The 21,977-nt window shown below is 62.6% G+C and carries 26 protein-coding genes and 1 pseudogene; 18 read left to right on the plus strand and 9 right to left on the minus strand.

From position 1 onward, the window contains the following. The first annotated feature begins 181 nt into the window (after positions 1–181). Positions 182–1,348: a site-specific integrase gene (locus tag CH305_RS28175; protein ID WP_032364181.1), complete on the plus strand. Its 1,167-nt coding sequence runs from the start codon at positions 182–184 to the stop codon at positions 1,346–1,348. A 368-nt stretch (positions 1,349–1,716) separates the two neighbouring features. Beyond that, positions 1,717–2,460: a recombinase gene (locus CH305_RS28180; RefSeq protein ID WP_230591063.1), complete on the plus strand. Its 744-nt coding sequence runs from the start codon at positions 1,717–1,719 to the stop codon at positions 2,458–2,460. A gap of 137 nt (positions 2,461–2,597) precedes the next feature. On the opposite strand, the gene CH305_RS28185 is transcribed toward CH305_RS28180, so the two are convergent. Continuing rightward, the gene (locus CH305_RS28185; RefSeq protein WP_052047647.1) at positions 2,598–3,626 is read right to left on the minus strand and encodes an AraC family transcriptional regulator; all 1,029 of its coding nucleotides are present in this window, start codon (positions 3,624–3,626) and stop codon (positions 2,598–2,600) included. A gap of 109 nt (positions 3,627–3,735) precedes the next feature. On the opposite strand from CH305_RS28185, the gene CH305_RS28190 reads away from it, so the two are divergent. From CH305_RS28190 to CH305_RS28215, 6 genes are all read left to right on the plus strand, one after another. Further along, a complete protein-coding gene (locus tag CH305_RS28190) occupies positions 3,736–4,056 on the plus strand; it encodes a 2Fe-2S iron-sulfur cluster-binding protein (protein WP_024793405.1) in 321 nt (106 codons plus the stop codon). Positions 4,057–4,080: 24 nt separating this feature from the next. Continuing rightward, a complete protein-coding gene (locus tag CH305_RS28195) occupies positions 4,081–5,469 on the plus strand; it encodes a cytochrome P450 (protein ID WP_032364182.1) in 1,389 nt (462 codons plus the stop codon). Continuing rightward, positions 5,466–6,674, plus strand: a complete 1,209-nt coding sequence (locus CH305_RS28200) for an NAD(P)/FAD-dependent oxidoreductase (protein WP_032370840.1) — start codon at positions 5,466–5,468, stop codon at positions 6,672–6,674. Before CH305_RS28195 ends, CH305_RS28200 begins: the two co-directional genes overlap by 4 nt. A gap of 69 nt (positions 6,675–6,743) precedes the next feature. Continuing rightward, positions 6,744–7,484: a transglutaminase family protein gene (locus CH305_RS28205; protein ID WP_032370982.1), complete on the plus strand. Its 741-nt coding sequence runs from the start codon at positions 6,744–6,746 to the stop codon at positions 7,482–7,484. Between the two features lie 396 nt (positions 7,485–7,880). Beyond that, positions 7,881–8,717 carry an SDR family oxidoreductase gene (locus CH305_RS28210; RefSeq protein WP_032364247.1) on the plus strand — a complete coding sequence of 279 codons (837 nt, stop codon included), beginning with the start codon at positions 7,881–7,883 and terminating at the stop codon, positions 8,715–8,717. Between the two features lie 46 nt (positions 8,718–8,763). Further along, a complete protein-coding gene (locus CH305_RS28215; RefSeq protein WP_032382558.1) occupies positions 8,764–9,828 on the plus strand; it encodes a BtrH N-terminal domain-containing protein in 1,065 nt (354 codons plus the stop codon). A gap of 55 nt (positions 9,829–9,883) precedes the next feature. Here the strand turns inward: CH305_RS28215 and CH305_RS29650 are convergent. After that, positions 9,884–10,003: pseudogene (locus CH305_RS29650) on the minus strand (transposase); the annotation flags it as partial. Positions 10,004–10,245: 242 nt separating this feature from the next. Between CH305_RS29650 and CH305_RS28225 the strand changes: the two are divergent. Beyond that, positions 10,246–10,800: a PaaI family thioesterase gene (locus CH305_RS28225; RefSeq protein WP_032364186.1), complete on the plus strand. Its 555-nt coding sequence runs from the start codon at positions 10,246–10,248 to the stop codon at positions 10,798–10,800. A gap of 16 nt (positions 10,801–10,816) precedes the next feature. Here the strand turns inward: CH305_RS28225 and CH305_RS28230 are convergent, their stop codons facing one another. Further along, positions 10,817–12,292 carry an MFS transporter gene (locus tag CH305_RS28230; RefSeq protein WP_371128951.1) on the minus strand — a complete coding sequence of 492 codons (1,476 nt, stop codon included), beginning with the start codon at positions 12,290–12,292 and terminating at the stop codon, positions 10,817–10,819. A gap of 203 nt (positions 12,293–12,495) precedes the next feature. Here CH305_RS28230 and CH305_RS28235 point away from each other — a divergent pair, with 203 nt between their 5' ends. After that, positions 12,496–13,200, plus strand: a complete 705-nt coding sequence (locus tag CH305_RS28235) for a TetR/AcrR family transcriptional regulator (protein WP_032364248.1) — start codon at positions 12,496–12,498, stop codon at positions 13,198–13,200. 54 nt (positions 13,201–13,254) lie between these two features. Here the strand turns inward: CH305_RS28235 and CH305_RS28240 are convergent, their stop codons facing one another. The 3 genes from CH305_RS28240 to msrB form a co-directional block, all read right to left on the minus strand. Then, complete coding sequence (locus CH305_RS28240) at positions 13,255–13,644, minus strand: TetR/AcrR family transcriptional regulator (protein ID WP_179272030.1); 390 nt, start codon at positions 13,642–13,644, stop codon at positions 13,255–13,257. 87 nt (positions 13,645–13,731) lie between these two features. Further along, positions 13,732–14,292: a peptide-methionine (S)-S-oxide reductase MsrA gene (msrA, locus tag CH305_RS28245; protein WP_032385464.1), complete on the minus strand. Its 561-nt coding sequence runs from the start codon at positions 14,290–14,292 to the stop codon at positions 13,732–13,734. Further along, on the minus strand, positions 14,289–14,762 hold the full coding sequence (msrB, locus tag CH305_RS28250; protein WP_032385463.1) for a peptide-methionine (R)-S-oxide reductase MsrB: 474 nt from the start codon (positions 14,760–14,762) through the stop codon (positions 14,289–14,291). The genes msrA and msrB overlap by 4 nt, the downstream gene beginning before the upstream one ends. Positions 14,763–15,171: 409 nt before the next feature. On the opposite strand from msrB, the gene CH305_RS28255 reads away from it, so the two are divergent. Both CH305_RS28255 and CH305_RS28260 read left to right on the plus strand, forming a co-directional pair. Continuing rightward, a complete protein-coding gene (locus tag CH305_RS28255; RefSeq protein ID WP_032385462.1) occupies positions 15,172–15,765 on the plus strand; it encodes a molybdopterin-dependent oxidoreductase in 594 nt (197 codons plus the stop codon). After that, a complete protein-coding gene (locus CH305_RS28260) occupies positions 15,762–16,493 on the plus strand; it encodes an FAD-binding oxidoreductase (protein ID WP_170949168.1) in 732 nt (243 codons plus the stop codon). The genes CH305_RS28255 and CH305_RS28260 overlap by 4 nt, the downstream gene beginning before the upstream one ends. On the opposite strand, the gene CH305_RS29795 is transcribed toward CH305_RS28260, so the two are convergent. Continuing rightward, the gene (locus tag CH305_RS29795; RefSeq protein WP_371828738.1) at positions 16,420–16,668 is read right to left on the minus strand and encodes a hypothetical protein; all 249 of its coding nucleotides are present in this window, start codon (positions 16,666–16,668) and stop codon (positions 16,420–16,422) included. The two genes, CH305_RS28260 and CH305_RS29795, sit on opposite strands and share 74 nt — an antisense overlap. Before the next feature lie 27 nt (positions 16,669–16,695). Next, complete coding sequence (locus CH305_RS28270) at positions 16,696–17,271, minus strand: DUF1003 domain-containing protein (protein WP_080731821.1); 576 nt, start codon at positions 17,269–17,271, stop codon at positions 16,696–16,698. A 367-nt stretch (positions 17,272–17,638) separates the two neighbouring features. Here CH305_RS28270 and CH305_RS28275 point away from each other — a divergent pair, with 367 nt between their 5' ends. Beyond that, entirely contained in the window at positions 17,639–18,268 is a 630-nt protein-coding gene (locus CH305_RS28275) for a hypothetical protein (protein WP_052056700.1), read from the plus strand. Between the two features lie 202 nt (positions 18,269–18,470). Here CH305_RS28275 and CH305_RS28280 read toward each other — a convergent pair whose 3' ends face one another. Beyond that, positions 18,471–18,842, minus strand: coding sequence for an Lsr2 family protein (locus CH305_RS28280; RefSeq protein WP_032385460.1), 372 nt, complete (start codon positions 18,840–18,842; stop codon positions 18,471–18,473). Between the two features lie 198 nt (positions 18,843–19,040). Here CH305_RS28280 and CH305_RS28285 point away from each other — a divergent pair, with 198 nt between their 5' ends. From CH305_RS28285 to CH305_RS28305, 5 genes are all read left to right on the plus strand, one after another. Beyond that, the gene (locus CH305_RS28285; RefSeq protein WP_008720157.1) at positions 19,041–19,241 is read left to right on the plus strand and encodes a type II toxin-antitoxin system HicA family toxin; all 201 of its coding nucleotides are present in this window, start codon (positions 19,041–19,043) and stop codon (positions 19,239–19,241) included. Further along, complete coding sequence (locus tag CH305_RS28290; RefSeq protein ID WP_032385459.1) at positions 19,238–19,624, plus strand: hypothetical protein; 387 nt, start codon at positions 19,238–19,240, stop codon at positions 19,622–19,624. Before CH305_RS28285 ends, CH305_RS28290 begins: the two co-directional genes overlap by 4 nt. Before the next feature lie 71 nt (positions 19,625–19,695). Further along, positions 19,696–20,475, plus strand: a complete 780-nt coding sequence (locus CH305_RS28295) for a hypothetical protein (RefSeq protein ID WP_052056699.1) — start codon at positions 19,696–19,698, stop codon at positions 20,473–20,475. Between the two features lie 196 nt (positions 20,476–20,671). After that, a complete protein-coding gene (locus CH305_RS28825; RefSeq protein ID WP_094724361.1) occupies positions 20,672–20,872 on the plus strand; it encodes a hypothetical protein in 201 nt (66 codons plus the stop codon). 65 nt (positions 20,873–20,937) lie between these two features. Beyond that, positions 20,938–21,789, plus strand: a complete 852-nt coding sequence (locus CH305_RS28305) for a hypothetical protein (protein ID WP_094622985.1) — start codon at positions 20,938–20,940, stop codon at positions 21,787–21,789. The last annotated feature ends 188 nt before the right edge of the window (positions 21,790–21,977 follow it).

Below are 21,977 nucleotides of genomic sequence, written 5' to 3' on the forward strand. Positions count from 1 at the left end.
GTCCGCGGCGCACACGCGGCGACAGCCGAGAAGCCCGTTTTCGCGCCCGGGTCATAGTCACCAACGTTATCTGTGCGGTGACCGACGAGAATTTTCCTTCCCGCACCGTCTTCGTCTAAATCCCTGCTCAGCGCGTTTCAACTCGAAAGAGCTGTCGGGGGTGCTCGCTACAGTCCCTGTCATGGCAGATCGGCAGCTAGGTGAGGTCCTGGACACGGATTCAGTCGTCCCGGTGAGGAGTGCGGAGGTGTTTCCGGACCTGTCGGGCGAGGTCGCCGCTCGGATCGAACGGTCGATGGCGTCGGCACGGTCCGGTGCTACCCGCCGCGCCTACGATTCGGCGTGGCGACGCTTCGAGACCTGGTGCACCGTCGCCGGGCACCACGCGTTGCCGGCGCATCCCGCTACGGTGGCGGCCTATCTCGTTGCGGCTGCCGACACGCTCACCGTCGACGGGACGCGGGCGTATGCGCCGTCGACGTTCGGCAAATGGATCGCGGCGGTCGCGGACCGCCACCGCGCTACCGGCTACGACAACCCGTGCGGGCACGAGATGGTGCGCGCCACTCTCTCGGGTATTCGGCGGGATTACGCGTCTGCGGGGGAGCGGCCCCGTAACCCGCGCGCACCGCTGCTGACCTCCGACATCACTACGATCGTCGATTACGCGCGTCGAGGTGGGGCCGGGTGGGCGTCGGAGGTCCTCGAACGCCGCGACACTGCGCTGCTCCTGATGGGCTACACCGGCGCATTCCGCCGCAGCGAACTCGTAGCGCTCGAATGCCGCGATGTCCACCGCGACCGCCTCGACGGCGCGCACGTACGTATCCGCAAATCGAAGACCGACCAGGACGGCACCGGAACCGTGAAAGCACTCCCGTTCACCGACCGCCACGAGTCATGTCCGGTCTGCGCGTGGGTGCGATGGCTGCAGATCGTCGCAGCGTTCGACACCGGCGGCAGAGTTGCTGTCATCCGAATACTTTCCCGCGCAGTGGAATTCGACTCCCATATCTGCCGCGGCACCCTTCCTGTAGTCGAGAAACGGTCCCCTCTGTTTCGGTCCGTCCGCAAGAACGGCAACCTCTCCGACACAGCCCTGTCCGGAGCCGCGGTGCACGCGGCGATCCGCCGCCGCGCTACTCGAGCTGGATACGGCCCCGACACCGTCGCCCAGCTCGGCGGGCATTCCCTCCGTTCCGGCTTCGTCACGCAGGCCTTCCGCAACGGTGCCGACGCGCATGCGATCATGCGCCAAACCGGGCACACCACACCCGCAATGGTCGAAACATACGCTCACGAGAATGCGCCACTGGTCGGCAACGCCGTCACCGAGCTCGGCCTATGACCAGGCACCCGACCGAACCAGTGAGCGGCGACGGGACGACAGGGGTAGATGCTGACCACGACGACCGCCCTTGTCCGATACGTGCATCGGACATCACGAACACGTCGATACCGAGGCGGGATCGGCACACGTGGTCACTGTTCGAGGACTGGTGCACCGCCCATGGCGAACCCCCATTGGCGGCCTCTCCTGAGTCACTTGCTCGGTTCCTGTATGCGCACCCCGCCGCGCCGACGACCCAACGCCGCCGGATCGCGGTGATCGACTCCGCTCATCATCGGCATCTATTACCTCCTCCAGGGCGCGCTGAGACCGTCCGGGCTGCGCTGGATGGGGCCCGCACGTCGCGCCTGCAGGAGGTGGCAGCCGTGATCGGCGGAATCATCGCCCGACTCCCCGAATACGGTTGGCCGTCAGCGTTGTTCGCGCGCAGAGACGCGCTGATCCTCACGCTCGCTACGACAGGTCTGCCGTACACGCAGATCGCGGCCCTGCGGGCATGCGATGTCACCGCCGATGCGGGTCTCGACGCCCTTCGCATCGAGACAGGCCGCGGCGTTCATACCCTCACCTCCCTCGCGCTGGCGGGGACGGGCATTTCTCCGCGCACGGTGTACCAGCGCTGGTGTGAGGTGCTCGGCCATCAGGCCCGGTATCCGAGCACCCGAATGCTCGCCGACGCTTTCGATGCCGTGGACGGCACCGGGCTCGGCGGATACGACCGGTATTTCGACCCGGCCGGTCAACATCCGCTGTCGACTGCGATCGACCGGTGGGGCCACACCCCGTTGGCTGCGACCCCGCTGACCGCCCGTGCGGTAGCGGGCATCGTGCGAATGCACTGGGACGGAAGGGCACCCACCCACCTGCAGCCCACTGCGCGGTCACAACATCCGGAGCAGATCGCGGCACCGGATCCAGTACCGCGGGTTCTACTCGACCCCGGCTACTACGAACGCGGAACGCTTGCGCGTAGACACGCCCACGGTCTTCTCGACGACGTGGACTCTGTCCTGGCCGATGTCGAAACCCGCGCGGACAGCCTGTTGGAAGCTCTCGTCGACTTTCTCGAATCGGAGACCGCACGCGTGCCGGCCGACACCGTCGAGTGACTAGTGGTTGGTACTCGGGTTTGCACACACTCTTCTTCTCACGGCAGGGAGGCGGTGACGTCTCAGAAATCTCCGAGATGAAGATCGATCAGGCCGCGAACGAACGAGGCATCGATCTCGACCCCGTTCTGCGGGGTCTACGTCGAATCCGGGTCGTCTGAGAGTCGGGGATTTCGGAAATCTTTCGGAGAGCGTCCGGTCCAGCGTTTGAAGGCGTGAGAGAAGTTGGCGAGGTCGCTGTATCCGAGTTCGGTAGCGATCTCGCTGACCGAAACCGATCGGTCGAGGAGCCGTAGCATCGCGCGCTCGTACAGCAGCGAGTGGCGCACCTTGCTATAGGTGGTTCCTTCTTCGGCAAGCCGCCGTTTCAACGTGCTACTCGACATCGACAATGCTTGTGCAACATCATGGTTGGTTCGCTGTCCGAGGTCCTTTTCCAACTGTTGCCTCACCTTCTCGGCGGATGACATGGACCCACTCCGCTGGGCGAGTGTTCGCTGCAGATCAGCGATAGCGAGACGATATGCGAGGGGGTCCGAGAAGCGACAAGCCTTGTTGAGGGTCTCCTCGGGTACGTGGACGAAGGAAATCGGAGCGTCGAAGAACCGGCGATTCGCCCCCGGACCTTCGTCGTGGCTCACCTCGGCCGGCTCCGGCCAGCTCAGATGGAGTGTCACCGGCGATATGTCACCGGCGAGCATGTCCAGCAGTCGTAGTAACGCCGACCCACCGTAGGTGATGACCAAGCAGTCCAGTGCGGAATCGCCTGTGTGCGCAGTGAGCCCGACGATCAGACCGTAGTCGCCGGTGTGGAACTGCGACTTCAACGCCGTGGAGATCAATGGTAGGTATGTCAGGAGATCGACGATCTCGGCGACCGAACCAGCGCTGATCAAAGGTGAACTCAGAGGCCCGAACGATGTCAACTGGGCCTGCTCGGCAAACGCAAATCCGAGTCGAGTGGCCTGGGCGATATCGAGTTCGGGATAGACCTCCCGAAACCACCGTATCGGTGCCTGAACGTCATGCTGAATGAGCGTCGCTTCACTGGTTCCTTCGCGGTGCATGATCACACGAAGCCGCGCGGCGGCGTCAGGGTCGAGTGCGCGGCGTTCGAGCAACTGAACGAACGCAAGCGGTGGCACGCCCTCGTCGCTCAGCTTCACGGTGACCCCTTTGACCCGAATTCACAAGTTTATGACTCCACCGAACATAGCCGTCACCCGCGTTTGCGACGACACTTTCGTCAATCACGCCGGAAAACGAGGAGTTGACATGGCAGCTGTAATTTTCGTCGCCCACGATGGTGAGAAGCACGAGGCGGCTCTGGTCGAAGGTCGCTCGCTGATGCAGATTGCAACCGACAATGCTGTGCCGGGGATCGATGGAGACTGTGGGGGCGAAACGGCCTGTGGCACCTGCCATGTGATCGTCGACCCGCAGTGGTCAGGAGAGGTGGGTCTGTCCGGCGCCGACGAGGAGGAGATGCTGGCGATGAACCCCGAGCGTGAACCCACGTCTCGGTTGTCGTGCCAGATGGTGGCCTCGGAAGCGTGGGATGGCCTGATCGTTCGAACACCTGAATTCCAATTGTGATGTGCGAAAGGCAGGCACGACAGCATGAAAGTTTCTGAGTCGATCGCCGACAAGGTCCAGTCGACCATCCCGATAGGGCTGCAGATCCAGGGCGCTCATTTGTACGACAAGACCCGACGGTGGGTGACTGGCACGAATGGCAAGAAGATCTTCGTCGAAAGTCCCATCCCACCGGTCGAGGATGTCGAGCTCGCCGACATCGACCTCAGTAACCCCTTTCTTTACAGACAAGGGCGGTGGCAGTCGTACTTCGAGCGCGTGCGGAACGAGGCACCGGTGCACTACCAACCCAATAGTCCGTTCGGCCCGTTCTGGTCGGTCACGCGCCATGCCGATATCGTGGCCGTCGACAAGAATCACGCTGTGTTCTCGGCCGAACCGTTCATCGTCATCGGCGTTCCGCCCCGGTTTCTCGATATCGAGATGTTCATCGCGATGGACCCACCACACCACGACAAGCAGCGCGCTGCCGTCCAGGGGGTTGTCGCACCGAAGAACCTCCGGGAGATGGAGGGACTGATCCGATCGCGCGTACGGGAGGTATTGGACGACCTCCCCTTGAACGAGCCGTTCGACTGGGTGCAGAATGTCTCGATCGAGTTGACAGCTCGGATGCTCGCAACTCTTCTGGATTTCCCCTACGAACAACGCCGCAAACTCGTCTACTGGTCCGATTTGGCAACCTCGATGGAGCAAGCCAACGGTGGGCCCTCGGACAACGACGAGGTGTTCGAAGGCATGCGTGACATGGCCCGTGGCCTCAGCGCTCTCTGGCATGACAAAGCAGCCAGGAGGTCTGCAGGGGAAGAGTCCGGTTTCGATCTGATCACCATGTTGCAGAGCAACGAGGACACCAAGGATCTGATCGATCGTCCGATGGAATTTCTGGGCAACCTCGTCCTGCTGATCGTCGGTGGCAACGACACCACGCGAAACTCGATGAGCGGTGGCGTTCTTGCGTTGAACCAATTCCCCGACCAGTTCGAGAAATTGAAGGCCAATCCCGATTTGATCCCCAACATGAACTCGGAAATCATCCGATGGCAAACACCCTTGGCGTACATGCGCCGAATCGCCAAAGCCGACACCGTTCTGAACGGACAATTCATCCGCAAGGGTGACAAATTGGTGATGTGGTATGCCTCGGGTAACCGCGACGAACGCGTTTTCGAGAATCCTGATGATTTCATCATCGATCGTGCCAATGCGCGCAATCACATCGCGTTCGGATTCGGTGTGCACCGGTGTATGGGCAATCGGCTGGCCGAAATGCAGCTGCGGATTCTGTGGGAGGAGTTGCTTCCCCGCTTCGAGAACATCGAGGTCGTCGGCGACCCCGAGTATGTTCAGTCGAATTTCGTGCGGGGCATCAGCAAGATGATGGTGCGCCTGACGCCTACTTCCAGCGTATGACATCGCAACGGGCGATCATCGTCGGCGCAAGCCATGCTGGGGCACAACTGGCAGCTAGTTTGCGCCAAGAAGGTTGGACAGGCGACATCGTCCTCATCGGTAACGAGTCTGCCGCTCCCTATCAACGCCCCCCGCTGTCGAAGGCATACCTGGCGGGCAAATGCGTACTCGACGATATCGCCATTCGCAGCACGGACTTCTACTCCAAGCAAGGTATTCAGCTCCTGAACGCGCAGGTGGAGACCATCGTTCGGTCGGAAGGCAACGTCGTTCTCGACACCGGGGAGAAGCTGGCCTACGACAAGCTCGCGCTGTGCACGGGAGCCCGCCCTCGTCGGCTCACCGTTCCCGGGGCCGATCTCCACGGGGTCTACTACCTGCGCACCGCAGCGGACGTCGAGAGGATACGTATGGCCACCGGCCCTGGCCAGCGGGTGGTGATCGTCGGAGGCGGCTACATCGGACTCGAGACAGCGGCATCGCTGCGCGCACTGGGCGTACAGGTCACAGTCCTCGAGGCAACTGGGCGTGTGCTCGAGCGGGTCACTGCTCCCGAGGTATCGACGTTCTTCGAGCGGATACATCGCGAACAGGGAGTCGACATCAGAACGAACGCGATGGTTCAGGGCCTGTCCGGTGACCGTGAGGTTCGTGAAATCACCTTGGCCAGCGGAGAATCGATCCCCGCAGATCTGGTCATCGTCGGTGTCGGCGTCGAGCCGAACACCGACCTCGCCGCCGATGCGGGTCTTGTCATCGACAACGGCATCGTGATCGACGATCACACTCGGACCAACGACCCCGACATCATGGCGGCGGGGGACTGCGCGAGCCACGACATGGCCCGTTACGGCCGTCGACTACGGTTGGAGTCCGTCTCGAGCGCAGGAGAGCAGGCCAAAGTCGCTGCGTCGACCGCCTGCGGGAAGTCCAGAAAAATCGAAGCGTTGCCGTGGTTCTGGTCGGATCAGTATCACTTCAAGCTGCAGATCGCCGGCCTCAACACTGGATACGACGAAGTGGTTCTCAGCGGTGACCCCACCCGCGACAGTGATTTCAGTTGCTTCTATCTCCAGGCCGGTGAGCTCATTGCCGCCGACTGCATAGGTCGCCCGCGCGAGTTCATGTACAGCAAACGGGTGATCGCCCAGCGACTCCCCGTCCAACGCGAAGACCTGATGCTCGGCGGACTCGCGCGCAACTGACCGATCCTTCGGTCGTTGTGCACACAACAGCAACCGGTTTGCTCAGAGAAGGGAACATCAGCGATGACCATGACAGACCGCCCGCCCGGAGCACATACTACGCAGCCACCACACGCATACCTGGGAGCAACGGACTTCCTCGACATCGAGCACGAATCCGTGCGGGCGTTCACCGCCGCGGCAATCGGAGATGCGAGCAGCGACCGTGACAAGGCCAGACGCCTCTTCGCCGCCGTCCGCGACCGAATCTGGTACGACCCATACACCGTGTCGGACGATCCGGCCCACTATCGAGCGAGCTTCGTCCTCGAGGCCGGGCGCGCTTACTGCGTCCCGAAGGCGGTGCTGTTGACCGCAGTGTGCCGGGCGGCGGGTATCCCAGCACTGCTCGGCTTCGCCGACGTCCGAAATCACCTGCAGACCGAGACGTTGCGCACGCTGATGGGCGGCACCGACCTGTTCGTCTACCACGGCTACAGTCGCCTCTACATCGAGGGCCGGTGGTTGAAGGCCACGCCGGCATTCAATGTCGAGTTGTGCGCTCGTTTCGGCGTGCCGCCAGTGGAATTCGACGGCGATCGCGATGCTCTCATGCATGCCTTCACCGCAGACGGAGCCCAGCACATGGAGTATGTCCGCGAGCGAGGAGTCTTCGACGACCTACCCTTGAACGCGATCTTGACGGTGCTTCGGCACGCCTACGGCCCCACGATCTTCACGGGCGCTCACCCACTCGATGATGTTTTCACCGGCCGCACCCGGCCGGACGAAACTCCCGGGGATCGAAACCTTCCGCGGGAGTCTCGATGAACACAAGCGGTGAGAACATACGCGCCGAACCCCGTATCGCGGCCGACTGCCGATCGGTCGGAGCTCTCTCCGCGAACAATCGCGATCGTGAACACTCGGACCGCCTCGGACACCTTCGAATCGGGTGAGCCGATACCTGCTGGCAGAGCTGTGCCACATGACTGTCTCGTCGCCGCGGCCGTGGTAAGGCCGACACCGGAAGTTGCACCGAACAGACGAGACTCGCTCTGCCGCTGGAATTGCGGCTGCGGGCGATGAACGACCGATCCGAACGCCTCCCCGGGCACGAGACGACGCGCGATACCCATATCCCTCTCCCGTGTGCGCAGCCGCTACCGCGAGAGCGGGCCGACAGGCGTCTACCGATGTCTCTCATCTATGCAAGGAGCGCAGCAGATGACAAACAACGCACCTCACACCCCCGCCAGGACCGTGGCGATCACAGGTGGAGCTCGCGGCATCGGCTATCAGACAGCGAAGGAGTTGATTCGACGAGGCCACCGGGTCGCCATCGGCGACATCGACGAGGCACGTGCGAAGGAGGCCGCCGCCGAACTCGGGGTGAAGGTCGTCACCCGACTCGACGTCACCGAACCTGACTCGTTCACAACGTTTCTGGACCTGGTCGAACGTGAACTCGGACCCCTCGACATCCTGATCAACAACGCGGGCATCATGCCTACCGGCCACGCCCACGAAGAGGACGATGCAGTAACCCGGCGTCAAGTCGAGATCAACGTCCTGGGTGTCATCTTCGGGACCAAACTGGCTCTTCAGCGCATGCTGCCGCGCCGCACCGGACACATCATCAACACTGCGTCATTGGCCGGCGAGCTCGCGGTACCTGGTTTGGCGACCTACTGCGCTACCAAGTTCGCAGTCATCGGATTCACAGAGGCCGCACGACTGGAGTACCGCAAGTCAGGGGTTCGACTGTCCACAGTCCGCCCGACGTTCACCAACACCGAACTCGTCGCCGGAACCGCCGGCGCAAAGGGATTACGCAACGCCGAGCCGGAGGAAATCGCCCGCGCGACAGCAGATCTGATCGAGAATCCACGCCCCTTCGTCCGCGTCACCCGTCTCGCAGGCGCAATGGTCGCGGCGGTGAAATTCGTCCCCCGGCGGCTGGCGACCGGACTGGGTGCGGCCCTGAACACAGATTCGGTGTTCCTCGCGGACGTCGACATGACTGCTCGCCGAACGTATCTCGACAGAATCCAGAACAGCTGAGCATGCCGACACGCGCGCTCGACCAACCACCCGAAAGGCAGCCACAGTGACCCCCACGACTCTGATCGAGAACTATCCCCACCGGATGGGAGGGCACTGCGGGTCAGGTGCAATGCGAGACCTTCTCCAGTGGCACGGTCTGGGATGGGACGGACCACCCGACGAGGGGTTGGTGTTCGCACTGGGTGGTGATCTCGGTTTGTCCTACCTGCGATCGGACGACCTGGTCCCACCGATGTACCTGGTCGGCCGCGGTGCCGACTTCGAGATCGACTTACCGCGCAGGCTCGGCGGACAAGTCGAGGTTCTCACGACCGACGATCCCGGTGAGGGATGGTCATGGGTTCGCGACGACATCGATGCGGGAAGACCCAGTCTGGTCTGGGCCGATATCGCTGAGCTGCCCTACTTACGGGTGAAACTGCAGATGAGTCGCCACGACATCGTGGTGATCGGCTACGACGAGATCGGGGGGACTGCCTCGGTCGTCGACAACGATCGGGCCGACGTGCAGAAGATCCCGCTCGACGCGCTGGCTCGGGCGCGATCTTCCACCTCGTTCCCGCAACCGACACGTCACTGCACGTACCGAATCACGTGGCCGCAGACACTGCCGCCCGTGTCGACTGCCGCGGCCGCGGCCTTCGCCCGATCCGCCGCCAGCATGCACGCCCCATCGACACCGGGAATAGCCGACCACATACCAGCAGCCGGTGCCGACGGTTTGGCCGCGGTCGACCAGCTGGCAACCGACGTCAAGAGCTGGGTCGACCTTCCGCCCGATGACCTCGAGACGCTGCTGTTCAGTCTCGGTATCTTCATCGAAAAGGCCGGAACCGGAGGCGGGCTCTTTCGTCGGCTTCTCGCCGACGGCTGTACCGAGATTGCACGTCTGACCGGTGATCCCGCTACCGCAGACCTCGCGGTGGCCGCCGATCACTGCGCCCAGGCCTGGACCGAAACTGCCCGCGCCGGAACACAACGCGGTCTCGATGTACGAACACGCGCAGCTGCGGTGGCCGTGTCGGCTGCCAGACTGTCGGAACTCGAGCTGATCCTGGTGGAGTCCCTGGAGTCTGCTTCACGCTCGCTGTCCGCCATCACGAGATGATGCCCACCGTCGTTCGATGGCGCGCGGTACACGGGGCGCATCGCACTGTGCTGCAGCTGTCGTCGCCGACACCGTACGCCCTGGCGACCTCACTGATCGGCTTGGAAGAGTCGATGACCTCTCGGCACAGTTCGTCTTTGAACTCGGTGCTGAAAGATCGACGCGATCTGCTCATGCTTGTAGATCCCTATTCCAAGCGGGTCTAGTGTCCGAATCCCTGGGCCGATCAGATCACGACGCCAGCCACTGGGCTGCGGGGTGGATGACCCTCATCTGCAACCTCGCCGACGTTTTCAACGCGCGGTTCACTTCTGACATAGTGCAGTTTATCTATCGAAACTAACAGCGGTGCAGGCCGAGCGCACGATGACGCGACAGACTCGGCACAATTTTTTTTCACGACAGAGAGGTCCGACCATGAAAAGAGTTCCGGACGAGGTCAGCGGGTCGGCCGGCCCGGCTGTCGAGAACTGGGCGCGCTCGTTCTGGAGCACGAGTTTCGACTCGCCTGATCTACCGCCCCACCACCCCGACTGTCTTGGTTGTGGGCCGCAGAACCCGCACGGCCACGCCCTGTCGGTCCAGCGTGACGAGAACGGCGTGGTGGCTCACCATGTGTTCGATCAACGTCATGTCGGGGCACCCGGGATAGCACACGGAGGCGCGGTGGCGACCGTTCTCGACGATCTGTTCGGCTTCCTGCTCTACACAGTGGGTGAGCTCGCCGTGACGCGGCGTCTCGAGCTCGACTACCTGGCGCCGGTTCTGCTCGGCACTCCATACGTATTGCGTGCTGCCGTTCGGTCTCGTGATGGGCGCAAACTGGATCTCACGGCCACGATGGACGATGCGCAGGGCCGCTCGGTAGCCACCGCTACTGCCCTGTTCGTGGTGGTCGAGGTCGAACACTTCATGCAGTCCCAAGCCCGAGCCCAACTCCGGGCCACGGACACGAATCACACCGAAGAATAGACACCCTGGCCGACCTTCACCGACGTCCATCACCCGCGGTGGCTGTCGTACGGCTGCGTCTACCTGGCGCAAAGACGGCGAGGACGAGTGCCCCAGCGGCGGTCAGCGCCGCCAACGACAGTGTCGCCTGACCACTTCCGTGTACGAATGCGGCTCTGGCGAACTCGGCCAGCGGCTGACCAGCTGGTCCTGCGCGGTCGGCGACCTGTAACGCGGCGGCCAGAGAATCGGCCACCGGACCACGGGCAGGCTCGGGTAGCTGGGGCAGAGCCGGCTGAATGTGCTGAACGTAACCGGCCGCGAGCACGCTACCGGCTACCGCAATCCCAATCGCGGCACCGATTTCGCGAGCTGCGTCGTTGACCGCGGCAGCCACCCCGTGCTTGGCCTCAGGAGTGTCCGAGACGATGGCGAAAGTCGCAGGGGCGGTACACAACCCCAAACCCGCACTCATGATGAGCAAGGGCCACAGCAGGTCAGGGTAAGTCGCCGCGACGGTCAGTCTGCTCACCATCACCAGTCCCGCCGCGATGGTGAGCAGACCTACAGTGGTCATCACCCGCAGCCCAACAATGTTCGACAGCCAGGGTGCAATCACCGAGATCACGATGAGCGGCACGACCATAGGGGTCAACGCCAACGCGGCGGTGAGCGGTCCATAACCGAGAATCAACTGCAGATACTGCACCAACAGCAAGAACACCCCGAAGGTCACCAGAAATTGGATACAGACAGACAGCGCGCCGGCACCGAAACCACGGCGGGCGAACAACCGGACATCGAGTAGGGGTGCCGAGGAACGTAGTTCTACGACGACGAACACCGCAACCGCAAACAAGCCCACCGCAGTGCTGATGGCGACGAGCGAATCCGACCAGCCACGGGCCGGAACCTCGATCACAGCGAAGACGATCGCCCCGACCGCGACAACTACGGTCACCGCGCCCACCCAATCGACCGGTGGATGCTCCTGCTGGCGGGACTCCGCGATACTGCATGCCAACCCGGCCAGAACCGCTCCGGCGACGGTCAACCCGACGAACACCGAGGTCCACGACCACTGCTCGAGCAGCACACCAGCCCCGAGGATGCCCAGGACCGCCCCGGATCCAGCAACCCCGGCCCACACACCTACAGCGCGGCCGCGATGCGCCGGTGGAAATCCCGCGGTCAGTATCGACAGCGTCGAGGGCATGACCAGCGCCGCACCCGCCCCAGCCAACGCGCGAGCAGCGATCAGCCACGCCGGGTCGGCGAGAAACAAGGGCAATGCCGACGCGAAAGCGAACAACGCCAACCCCGCCACGAGCACCCCCCGGCGACCGTACCGGTCACCGATCGCACCGGCAGGCAGAACGAAGCACGCCAAAACCAACGTATAACCGTCGACTATCCAGGTCAGTTGGGCTTGCGTCGCCCCTGTCGCGACCGCGATCTGGGGCAACGCTGAATACAATGCTGCCATTGCGGCCACCACCAACGCGACTGCCATGCACGACACAATCAACATCCACCACTGGGCACCGCTCCATCGAGCGACGCTGGCAGAGTCGGATCTACGTTCGTTCAACGGCCAGCCTCCCAGTTCGAGACTGATCGTCTCGGTTCGAGACTATTAGTATCACAACTCTGCGGGTGTGACAGAATGATCAATCGAGGACATGTCTTGTCAGTCAAATGGAGCGGAGCCCGTTCATGGTCGACCCTCTCGTTGCAACCGAGGGCTCGGCCGACCCCCGGCTGGCGCGCTCACGTAACCGGTTACTCGAAGCGGCCGGTCAGCTGCTGTCCACCGGCGGTGTGGAGGCGGTCACCGTGGAGGCGGTCACCCGCATGTCGAAGGTTGCACGTGCCACTCTGTACCGACATTTCGGAAGTACCACTGACCTGCTCGCTGCAACCTTCGAGCGACTATTACCCCCAGTCGACACCGATATCGATACCGGTCCGCTACGTGAACGTCTGATTTCGTTGCTCACCACCCAAGCCGACCTCATCGACCAAGCTCCGGTGCAGATGACCACGCTGGCCTGGCTGGCAATGGGGCCCGTCAACAGCGGCGACGCCAGCCGGCGCGATCTCGATCCTGGCGCGGTGGTCTCGCTTCGGGCCCGTGTCATAGAGCAATACCGCAGGTCCCTGGATCAGATCCTGACGGCGCCTGACGCTCGCGCTGTGCTCGGCGAGATCGACACCACCTTCGCCCTCATTCAGCTCCTCGGACCGATAGTGTTCGCTCGCCTCACAGGACTGCGCCACATCCACGCCGACGACTGCATCCAAATCGTCGACAACTTTCTCGCCGCCCATGCCGCAAGTGTCCGATCGAGCACTTCGCGCGACAACAGCCGTCCATGGCCGGCCGCGGCGCTAGACCCGCAGCTCACCGACGGCCAGTAAAACTTGATGGGAAATTTCACCATCAATGCGCTATCCAGTCAGGGATCGCAGCGCTCACTGGATAAGGCCGGACGTGTGCTCGAGAACTCGGAGTTGCACTGCAGTGCACTTCTGACATCGTGCAGCCGTCTTCTGAAACTGACAGTCACGCCACAGTTCGAGTCCGCGAAATGACTCGATCCTCTCGAGACGACGGCGCTGTTGTGACAGCACTGCGTCGGCGCGGACCTCGACGACTGCCAACACAAGTGCGCGCTTTCCGGCGAAGTGCTGGTAGAGCTGTGACTTCGAGGTTTCGCTCGCGGCCCGGACGTCGGCCAGGGTCGTGGAAGCAACACCGCGCTCGTACATCAACTGATCGGCCGCATCGACGATTCGTGCCTTCGTTGCGGCACCGCGCGTGGTCAAGCGGCGCGGGCGAGAGCCGCTAACGCTGTCGGTCATCTCCCCAGGCTAACTACACCGGTGTCGAGATCAGGGCTTCGCGGCCGGGCCGGGCCGAAAGATGGCCCGCGCCCGACCGGACGACCGCTACGCTCCCGCGCCCGACGAACTCCGATCAGGCAGCACCCAACCATCGCGGGGGAAGTGGCAGGTGTAGCCGTTCGGATATTTCTGCAGGTAATCCTGATGCTCGGGCTCAGCCTCCCAGAAAGGGCCGATCGGCTCGATCGTGGTGACCGCCTTACCTGGCCACAAACCCGACGCGTCCACATCGGCGATCGTGTCGCGGGCGATCCGCTCCTGTTCCGGTGTGACGGGGAAGATCGCGGACCGGTAGCTGGTGCCGCGGTCGCCTCGCTGTCGGTTCAGCGTGGTGGGATCGTGGATCTGGAAGAAGAGCGCCAGGATGTCGCGATAGGTCGTCTCTGAGGGGGCGAACACGATCTCGATGGCTTCGGCGTGGCCCGGGTGGTTGCGATACGTCGGATGCTCGTTATGTCCGCCGGTGTATCCGACGCGGGTCCCGAGTACCCCGGGATGACGGCGGATCAGGTCCTGCATCCCCCAGAAGCACCCGCCGGCCAGGACGGCCGTTTCCGCTGTCGCGCCGCTCGTGATCGTCTCGGTGTTGTTGATCTCGTTGGTCATGAGGCCGCTCCGTTCGAGGAATTTTGGTCGGTGTCGAACAACGTGGCGAAGTCGCCGTACCCTTCTTCGACCAGCCTGGAAGCGGGTACGAAGCGCATTGCGGCCGAGTTCATGCAGTACCTCTGGCCGCCGGGTTTCGGTCCGTCAGGGAACACGTGCCCGAGGTGGCTGTCGGCACCTGCCGAGCGCACCTCTGTGCGGCTCATCCCGTATGTCCGATCCACCTCGGTCGTAACGGCGGCGGCGTCGATGGGGGCGGTGAAACTGGGCCATCCTGTGCCGCTGTCGTATTTGGCGGTGGACGAGAACAGCGGCTGACCCGAGACGATGTCGACGTAGATGCCCGGTTCGTGGTGGTCCCAGTACTCGTTGCGGAACGCCGGCTCGGTCCCGCCCTGCTGCGTCACCCGAAGTTGCATGTCGTTGAGGCGGCTGACCGACTCAGGAGTCTTGCGGTAGTCGTTCGTCATCACGTGGGCTCCTCCTTGCGAATGGCGCGGCGGCCGCGCCATCGTATCGTTTAACGGACCTATGGGTCCAGATATTCCTGGCTATCTGCCGTAAGCTCCAGGCTGGATCGAAAGTGAGAAACCCGTTGGAAAAGCAATATTCGCCGCGAAAGTCCTAGGTTTTCCGATATATTCCAGTCACAAAACTGGACCCCAAAGTCCATATTTGGGTACTTAAACAGGAAGGGGACCGTGAGCTGCGCGAGGACCCGCGCCGAGGGCGTTCGCCGAGGAGCTCAACCGTTCCCCGACACGGCTGTCGGAGCACGACTCCAGACTTCCGGTCCAACTCGACGCTCGGTGATATGAAACAGTTTTCGGTTCCGTTCGCGTAGGCCGCGGTAGTGAATGCCCGAGGAAAGGTGCAGTCGTGGGAGTTATCAACAGTGGTTTCGGAAATCAGCGAAGGTCCACCGACGCTCGACTGCCCCCCGGGCAGACCCTCGCCCACGACTGGCCGGTGCTCTCGATAGAACCGACGCCGGCAATCGACGAGAGCCAATGGAGCTTTACGATCACGACCGAGGACAAAGTCGCACACCGGTGGAACTGGCATGAGCTGCAGAAGGTGGGCGTCGAGAACATCGTCACCGATATTCACTGCGTCACTCACTGGACCAAGCTGGACATGGCCTGGCGGGGTGTTTCGTTGGACCTGTTGTTCGACGATGTCGAGACCAGCTGCGACTACGTGATGGTTCATAGCTCCGGCGGTTACACCACGAACCTGCCGCTCGAAGATCTCCTCGATGGGCAGGCCTGGATAGCCACCGAGGCGGAAGGAGAACCACTCACACCCGAACATGGCGGTCCGGCCCGACTCCTGGTGCCCCACCTCTACTTCTGGAAGAGCGCGAAGTGGGTTCTCGGAATGGAGATGTTGCCCTCGGACGAACCGGGGTTCTGGGAACAGAACGGCTACCACCTTCGGGGCGACCCATGGCGGGAAGAGCGCTACTCGTGACAACCTCGAGCGGCGTCCAGTGGCATCTCGGGCGGGTGATCAGTCGGCGTTTCGAGAATCCATCGGCCGTGCGCCTCGAATTGGATGTGCCGACGTGGCCCGGTAACGACGCCGGAGCTCATGTGGATGTCCGGCTCACGGCACCGGACGGATACCAGGCGTCTCGGTCCTACTCTCTTGCGTCCTCGGGTGAGTCAACTCGCGTGGTTCTGATGGTCCAGGAACTGCCCACGGGCGAGGTGTCACCGTTTCTCGTACGTCACCTCGCGGAGGGTGAGGATGTCGAGGTGCAAGGACCTCTCGGACGCTTTTTCGTCTGGTCCCGCTCCGATACCGACCGCTCTCCTATCCAGCTCATCGCGGGCGGATCCGGAGTCGTGCCGTTGTTCGCGATTGCGTCCGCACGCGAACGCGAGGCGGACAGCTCCGACTGTCGGTTGTTGTACTCGGTCCGCAGTCCGCGAGACGAGATGTTCGCCGACGAGCTCGTAGGGTTGACACGAACTACCGTCGACATCGTGCACACCCGACAGTCCGCACCTGGATTCCAGGAGGGCGGGCGGTTGACCCGGAATACGATCGCCGAGCGGACGTTCGCCGCATCACGGTCTCCGCGCGTATTCGTTTGCGGGCCATCGCCGTTCGTGGAAGCCGTCACCGGGTGGCTTGTCGACCTCGGCCACGATGCAGCGCGGATCCGTACCGAACGATTCGGCGGCAGTTCGTGACTCGAGTCGATGCAAACAGGCACGTCGCCGGGTCGTCGGTATCGGCCTCCTGCCTCAGTTCACCGGAGCGCTGCATTCGCTGCAGACCGTCGGAGAAGTGGCGCTGCCACGCGTCGAAGCCGTCGGCCAGATCCTGCCGGGCCGTCTCCGGAGGGACCGGCGGCTCGTTGGCCATTGATCCGGAAGGGCAACTGTCCGTCTCCTATTTGCAGTCATCACCTTCACAAGTGCGTTCAGGCTCGACCGAAGCATGTAAGGCTCGATCTCGTTCCCATTGTTCGAGGGCGGTGGTGACCGCGGAACCGATCGAGTGCAGGTCGGCCTCGGTGTTCTGTGAAATCACGAAGGTCTCGATGTCTCGCGCGCGGTCACGATCGGACTCGCGGCGTTGAGAAAGCAGGATCAGCGGTCCTTGCAAGGCAGCAATGATCGCCAGAACCGTTCCCAGATAGTCGAGCATGGCTGACGACTCCGGATCGAAGATCGGCCGGATGGCGTTGATCACGAACCACGCAAAGATGGACAGCAACATGATCAGCAGGAAGGGCCAGGATCCGGCGACGCCGGCCACCCACGCCGCAGCCTTGTCTCCGGGGCTGGACCGCGACTCCCTGAACATGCTGAGTTGGTGCCCGCAGTGCGGACACGCGAACATCTCTCGGCCGACGGCATGACCGGAGTGCCCGGACATCTCGTGGCCGTGAATACCGGCAGTCTCAGCGGGGGTGACGGTTTCCGGTGACCGTCGGCCTGTTTCCTCTGGCCGCTCATCGCTCATCGTTGCAGTCCTTCCGGTGCGCTCTCGTCCGCAGTGAACGACTCTTCGACTGCCTGCACGCGGAAGCTACTGTGCCAGCTTTTTGTGGACCGTCAAGTCCAAATTCTGTTATGTTCGGCTTCGTGGCACCAAGTTTCTGTACTGTCTGCATCGCCTCGAAGATCTGCGGGCCGGAAGCCGGTAGGTCACTGCGCGGCGGCGTAACCTCATGACATTGCCCAGCGACCCTTGCCCGCGATCGCACGGTTGCCGCACTGAGCCGGGCAGGAAGCTGGCCTTCGATTCGACCTGTTAGGACGACATGAAGAACCCGGCTACGCCACCTTTTCCTGAGCCTCGACCAGTTGCGGATAGGGGCCCCGACGCCTTGAACGCCCAGATCCTCGGCGTCGAGCACTGGAGCCTTCTCGCCGCTCGGGGGGCACTCTGGCAGGAAATCTTCAGTCGCACGGGAACGTTCCTGGCGATTGTCTCGGCATCCGTCGTTGCCCTTTCGTTGATGGTCCAGGCAACTGGATTCGGGCAGAATTTCAGAGTCATTGCCTCGCTCGTTCTACCGCTGGTTTTGTTAGTTGGGTTGTCGACGTACACGAGGTTGCTAGAAGCTGACCTCGAAGATCTTTGGTTAGTCATTGGTATGAACCGTCTGCGGCACGCGTACCTAGATCTGTTGCCTGGCCTCGAGCCGTACTTCGTCACCGGGTATCACGATGATTGGGCCAGTCTCCTCCAGACATACGGTTTCGGACGGCGCATCGGAGTCCTTCATCTGTTCGGCGGATCCGCCGTCATCGTCGGAGTCGTGAACTCCATGATCAGTGGCGTGATTGCAGTGGTGATTGCGACCATTTGTGGTGCCGCGGATTGGCTGCAGATCGTCACCGGTGTCATGGTCGCCGTCTTTGTTGCGTTTATTCTCATCTCGACATTTGTGAAGAGGCTGCGCCGATTCCGGCGGGAGTTTGTTCCCAGGTTCCCCAAGCCCGCGGCTGACTGATCGGTGAACTTCACCTCGTTTCGTCTGCTGGCATTCAAGCGGGGGTCTGCAGGAGCGGGGCCCGCAAATGACGGCGTATCCGTAGTTGCGAAGGAAGGAAGGCTCGAACATGACAACGCTCGGTGGTGTGCAAGTACAGCCTGTCGATCGACGGTCAGGCCGGATACACCGTCGAGTTCGCGCGGTGATCCTGAAGTAATGATCAGTGTGCAGCGTTGAATGCGTCTTCGATAGCAGCGGGAATGCGGCCGCGATCGCTGATCTCGTAACCGTTGTCTGCGGCCCACTGCCGGACAGCTCTGGTCTGAGCCGGATTACGTGTGGCCCCGCTGTTCGAGGGTGCAGCAGATGGAGCCGTGGAGGTGGGGGAGTGCCGACGCTTACGCCCGCCGACGCGGGTCGCGTGCTCGATGTAGTAGCCGATCTTGCGGTGAAACTCGCTGGCGTTCTTTGCCTTCAGGTCTACGAGGTAGTCGACGCCGTTGACGGAGAATTCGATTGTCTCGCCTGATTCGTCGTCGATGACCGAGCCGTCGATATCGTCGACCAATTGGGTGAATATTTTTTTCGCCACGGTTCTATGCGGCCTCTCTCGAATGGAAACACATTGCTGTCGACTGCCACTCTAACCAGACCGAACCCGCAGGCAGATGCACCAGATGAGGAAATGCGTAATAGGCACTTCCTCCCGTGTCGACCACGCCACCGCTACTCGACCTTATTTCGTCTAGTCGACTTGACTAGAAAATGTCCAATCGACTAGACTAAAGTCATGGTTACCGAGCAGCCCACGCGGAAAGTGGTCAAGGCCCTCAAAGCGGCCGGGTTCACCTCGGTCCGCACGGTCGGATCGCACAGCACGTGGGTCTCGGCCGACGGCGCAGTCAAAGTGACTGTGCCCGATGGGCACCGGACGATCTCGCCCGGTGTCTACCGCAAGATCCTCGCAGCCATGAAGGAGGCACAGCAGTGAGCAAAACTTACACGGTGTCGGTGACCCGAGACGGCAAGTGGTGGATGATCGCCGTCCCCGAACTCGACGCCCTCACTCAAGCCCGTCGCATCGACGATGTCCACACCGCAGCGAAAGAACTCATCGCCCTCGAAACCGGAGTCGCCCTCGCCGATGTCGAGATCGAGCAGCACATCCAGCTCGAACCCGGGGGAGAGGATCTCGCGGTCCACATCGCCGAGATCGCGACACAGCGAGCACGTCTGGCCGAGGACGAAGCCCGCGTCAAAGCCAGCACCGAGGCCTTCGCGAAGAAGCTCGCCACCGCTCAGGTACCCGTCCGAGATATCGGATCGCTTCTCGGCGTGACATTTCAGCGAGCCAGCCAACTCGTCAACAATTGACCTGAGCATCGAATGTTCGGTCCCTCGCAACTGCATCGGTTTCACGGTTGTGAACGACTAGAGTCGGTGCCATGCCAACTCTGCCAGAGGGCCAATCCCTGCTCATCCGTACGTACTTCGGCGATGACGGTGCCTGGGCGCAGGTTGCGCGAGATGCCCAGGCGTCGCACGTGCAAGACAGTGGTTATGAGGCTCAAGCCTTTCTGACGACGGTCGACGACCCGGAGTTTGCCGACATGTCGGTGTCACGCATTGTCGGCTTGGTGGAATCTCCGCCGCCGGACTATCTCTTCGTAGTCGACCAGCGGGCATGTGACGAGCCGGAACATCCAGTGCTCGTTGTGGATACAAGTGCCGATCCGGACGATGAGGCAGCTACTTTTCGGGTTGTACCGAGCAGGCTTGCGGTAATCGAGAACAACTTGTCTATCGCAAATCTGAGCTTCGACGACCTCCGTTCCGGCGCGGACCTGGATGGGGTGTACCGCGGTGCCGGAGCAGTGCAAACTATAGAAAAGCCGCAGGTCCGAAGCGAGGATTTGATCGCCGCAGCAGACAACGCAGACGACTCGCCGACGGTCCAGCAACTGCGAGAGGATCTGAGAAAAAGGTCAGTACCGGTTTGGCCGGCGATGGTCGTCACCGATCTGCGGGACAGGTACGACGCGATTGCAGGAGGGACCTACAACTCGGAACTGACCATCGGATACGACGAGACCCTTCAGGTTCTTGCTCGGGGCGGCTCGGGGTTGGGAATCCACTTCGCGCTCGTCGACAGCTACTGGTCCATCTACCTGGACTCGGACAGTCTGAGCTTGCTGGCCGCCATGAAAGTGATCTATCCGTCGTGACCGCCGCCCGCACGGGATTTTATGAGCGGCCATAAAGACACCAGGGGCGCGCCGGTCCCTGAATCTAGCCAGGGACCGGCTCGCCACGGCGAGCAGGATCAGGAAATGGTGAACTCGCGCGCCTCCGTTACGACGGCTCTGACGACCTGATCTACGACACGGGAACCGCGCCCGGCGCTGCTGCGTCGAACTAGACATGGACCCAGACGAACGCGCCGCCATCATCGACGAGGGCTACGACCCCGACGACCCGGCCGTGCGCGCGGACCTCGATCACGTCAGGCGTCTGCTCGCCGAACATCGCCACCTGACGGCCGACCCCGAACTCTCCCTCGACCACCTCGCGAACGCCGCTAGGGTTCGCGAACCAGGGCCAGCTTCGGGCACACGCAGGTAGTTCGACATCGAACGTATGTTCGCATAGATTGAGGGCACTGATCCGTTCGGCGAAAGGTCGCACTCATGGCCGGTATCGCCGACACGATCCCCGACCTGACCAACCTGGACAAGGCTGCACAGCTCGCCGCTCTTCGCCGCAGCATGGCCGCGATCCCCGGACGCCGCGACCACGCACCAGTCGACTCCGACGACTCGCCCGCATTCGCCCCCTCGCAGCCGAACGCGCAGGCCGCCGCGACCGACGGCGATGAGCGGGCCCTGAGCGGCCCCGTGCGCTCACGAACCCTCAAAACCCTGCCGGTGCCCATGCCGCTGTCGGAACTGCTGCCACGCGGCGCGCTGGCCCGTGGAACGGCCCTGTCGATCACCGGTGCCGGATCGATTCTCGTCGGACTCGTCGCCACCGCCACCGCGGCCGGCCACCACGTCGCCCTGATCGGTCAACCCAAGTTCGGGCTCCTCGCCGTCCACGAACACGGCGGGGACTTGTCGAAGATCGCCCTGATCGACCCCGGTCAAGCAGACCCTCTCGACGCCGCCAATATCTGCATCGATGGGATCGATCTGGTCATCAGCACCGTCCACGGTCGCGACGTACCACCGACCCGCGCACGTGCCCTGCTGGCCCGAAACCGCACTCACGCAGGGGTATTCGCGATCACGGACGGTCGAATGCCTGGTCTCGATCTGACGATTTTCTCTCGGCCGGTCGGCTACGGCGGCATCGAGCAAGGCAGGGGCCGCATCGGCTCGATCACACTCGAGACCACCGTCCACGGACGCGGAATCACCCAGCGCACAGGCCGCTACACCCTCACCGCACCGATGTTCGGCGAACACGGCTTGCGCTGGGCCCCCGCGGTCACCGACGCAGTCGCCGAACATGGGCCGCACCGATTGGCGGTCGCACAATGACCCCCGACCTGTACGAGAACTGGCCCGTGAGCTTCGATCCCCCCACGCGCCGCATCGTCGATCCACCTCGGAGAGTCCTGGTCAACATATTGTAGACGGGGTTTGCCTCTGACCACTGTGCATCCGATTAGTCTCCCGCTGTTTCGGGCCATCACCAACGAGGTTCGATACCTGCCCGAATCAGGCTC

The organism is Rhodococcus sp. 15-649-2-2 (assembly GCF_002258645.1).
Lineage (GTDB): Bacteria > Actinomycetota > Actinomycetes > Mycobacteriales > Mycobacteriaceae > Rhodococcoides.

Bases quoted from the DNA above. Each gene is read 5' to 3' on its own strand.
- CH305_RS29795 (WP_371828738.1), bottom strand. From the start codon at position 16,668: ATGGCCAACGAGCCGCCGGTCCCTCCGGAGACGGCCCGGCAGGATCTG.
- CH305_RS28190 (WP_024793405.1), top strand. From the start codon at position 3,736: ATGGCAGCTGTAATTTTCGTCGCCCACGATGGTGAGAAGCACGAGGCG.
- CH305_RS28295 (WP_052056699.1), top strand. From the start codon at position 19,696: ATGCCAACTCTGCCAGAGGGCCAATCCCTGCTCATCCGTACGTACTTC.
- CH305_RS28285 (WP_008720157.1), top strand. From the start codon at position 19,041: ATGGTTACCGAGCAGCCCACGCGGAAAGTGGTCAAGGCCCTCAAAGCG.
- CH305_RS28195 (WP_032364182.1), top strand. From the start codon at position 4,081: ATGAAAGTTTCTGAGTCGATCGCCGACAAGGTCCAGTCGACCATCCCG.
- CH305_RS28305 (WP_094622985.1), top strand. From the start codon at position 20,938: ATGGCCGGTATCGCCGACACGATCCCCGACCTGACCAACCTGGACAAG.
- CH305_RS28240 (WP_179272030.1), bottom strand. From the start codon at position 13,644: ATGACCGACAGCGTTAGCGGCTCTCGCCCGCGCCGCTTGACCACGCGC.
- msrB (WP_032385463.1), bottom strand. From the start codon at position 14,762: ATGACGAACGACTACCGCAAGACTCCTGAGTCGGTCAGCCGCCTCAAC.
- CH305_RS28270 (WP_080731821.1), bottom strand. From the start codon at position 17,271: ATGAGCGATGAGCGGCCAGAGGAAACAGGCCGACGGTCACCGGAAACC.
- CH305_RS28825 (WP_094724361.1), top strand. From the start codon at position 20,672: ATGGACCCAGACGAACGCGCCGCCATCATCGACGAGGGCTACGACCCC.
- CH305_RS28225 (WP_032364186.1), top strand. From the start codon at position 10,246: ATGAAAAGAGTTCCGGACGAGGTCAGCGGGTCGGCCGGCCCGGCTGTC.
- CH305_RS28230 (WP_371128951.1), bottom strand. From the start codon at position 12,292: ATGGCAGTCGCGTTGGTGGTGGCCGCAATGGCAGCATTGTATTCAGCG.
- CH305_RS28205 (WP_032370982.1), top strand. From the start codon at position 6,744: ATGACAGACCGCCCGCCCGGAGCACATACTACGCAGCCACCACACGCA.
- CH305_RS28175 (WP_032364181.1), top strand. From the start codon at position 182: ATGGCAGATCGGCAGCTAGGTGAGGTCCTGGACACGGATTCAGTCGTC.
- CH305_RS28200 (WP_032370840.1), top strand. From the start codon at position 5,466: ATGACATCGCAACGGGCGATCATCGTCGGCGCAAGCCATGCTGGGGCA.
- CH305_RS28235 (WP_032364248.1), top strand. From the start codon at position 12,496: ATGGTCGACCCTCTCGTTGCAACCGAGGGCTCGGCCGACCCCCGGCTG.
- msrA (WP_032385464.1), bottom strand. From the start codon at position 14,292: ATGACCAACGAGATCAACAACACCGAGACGATCACGAGCGGCGCGACA.
- CH305_RS28210 (WP_032364247.1), top strand. From the start codon at position 7,881: ATGACAAACAACGCACCTCACACCCCCGCCAGGACCGTGGCGATCACA.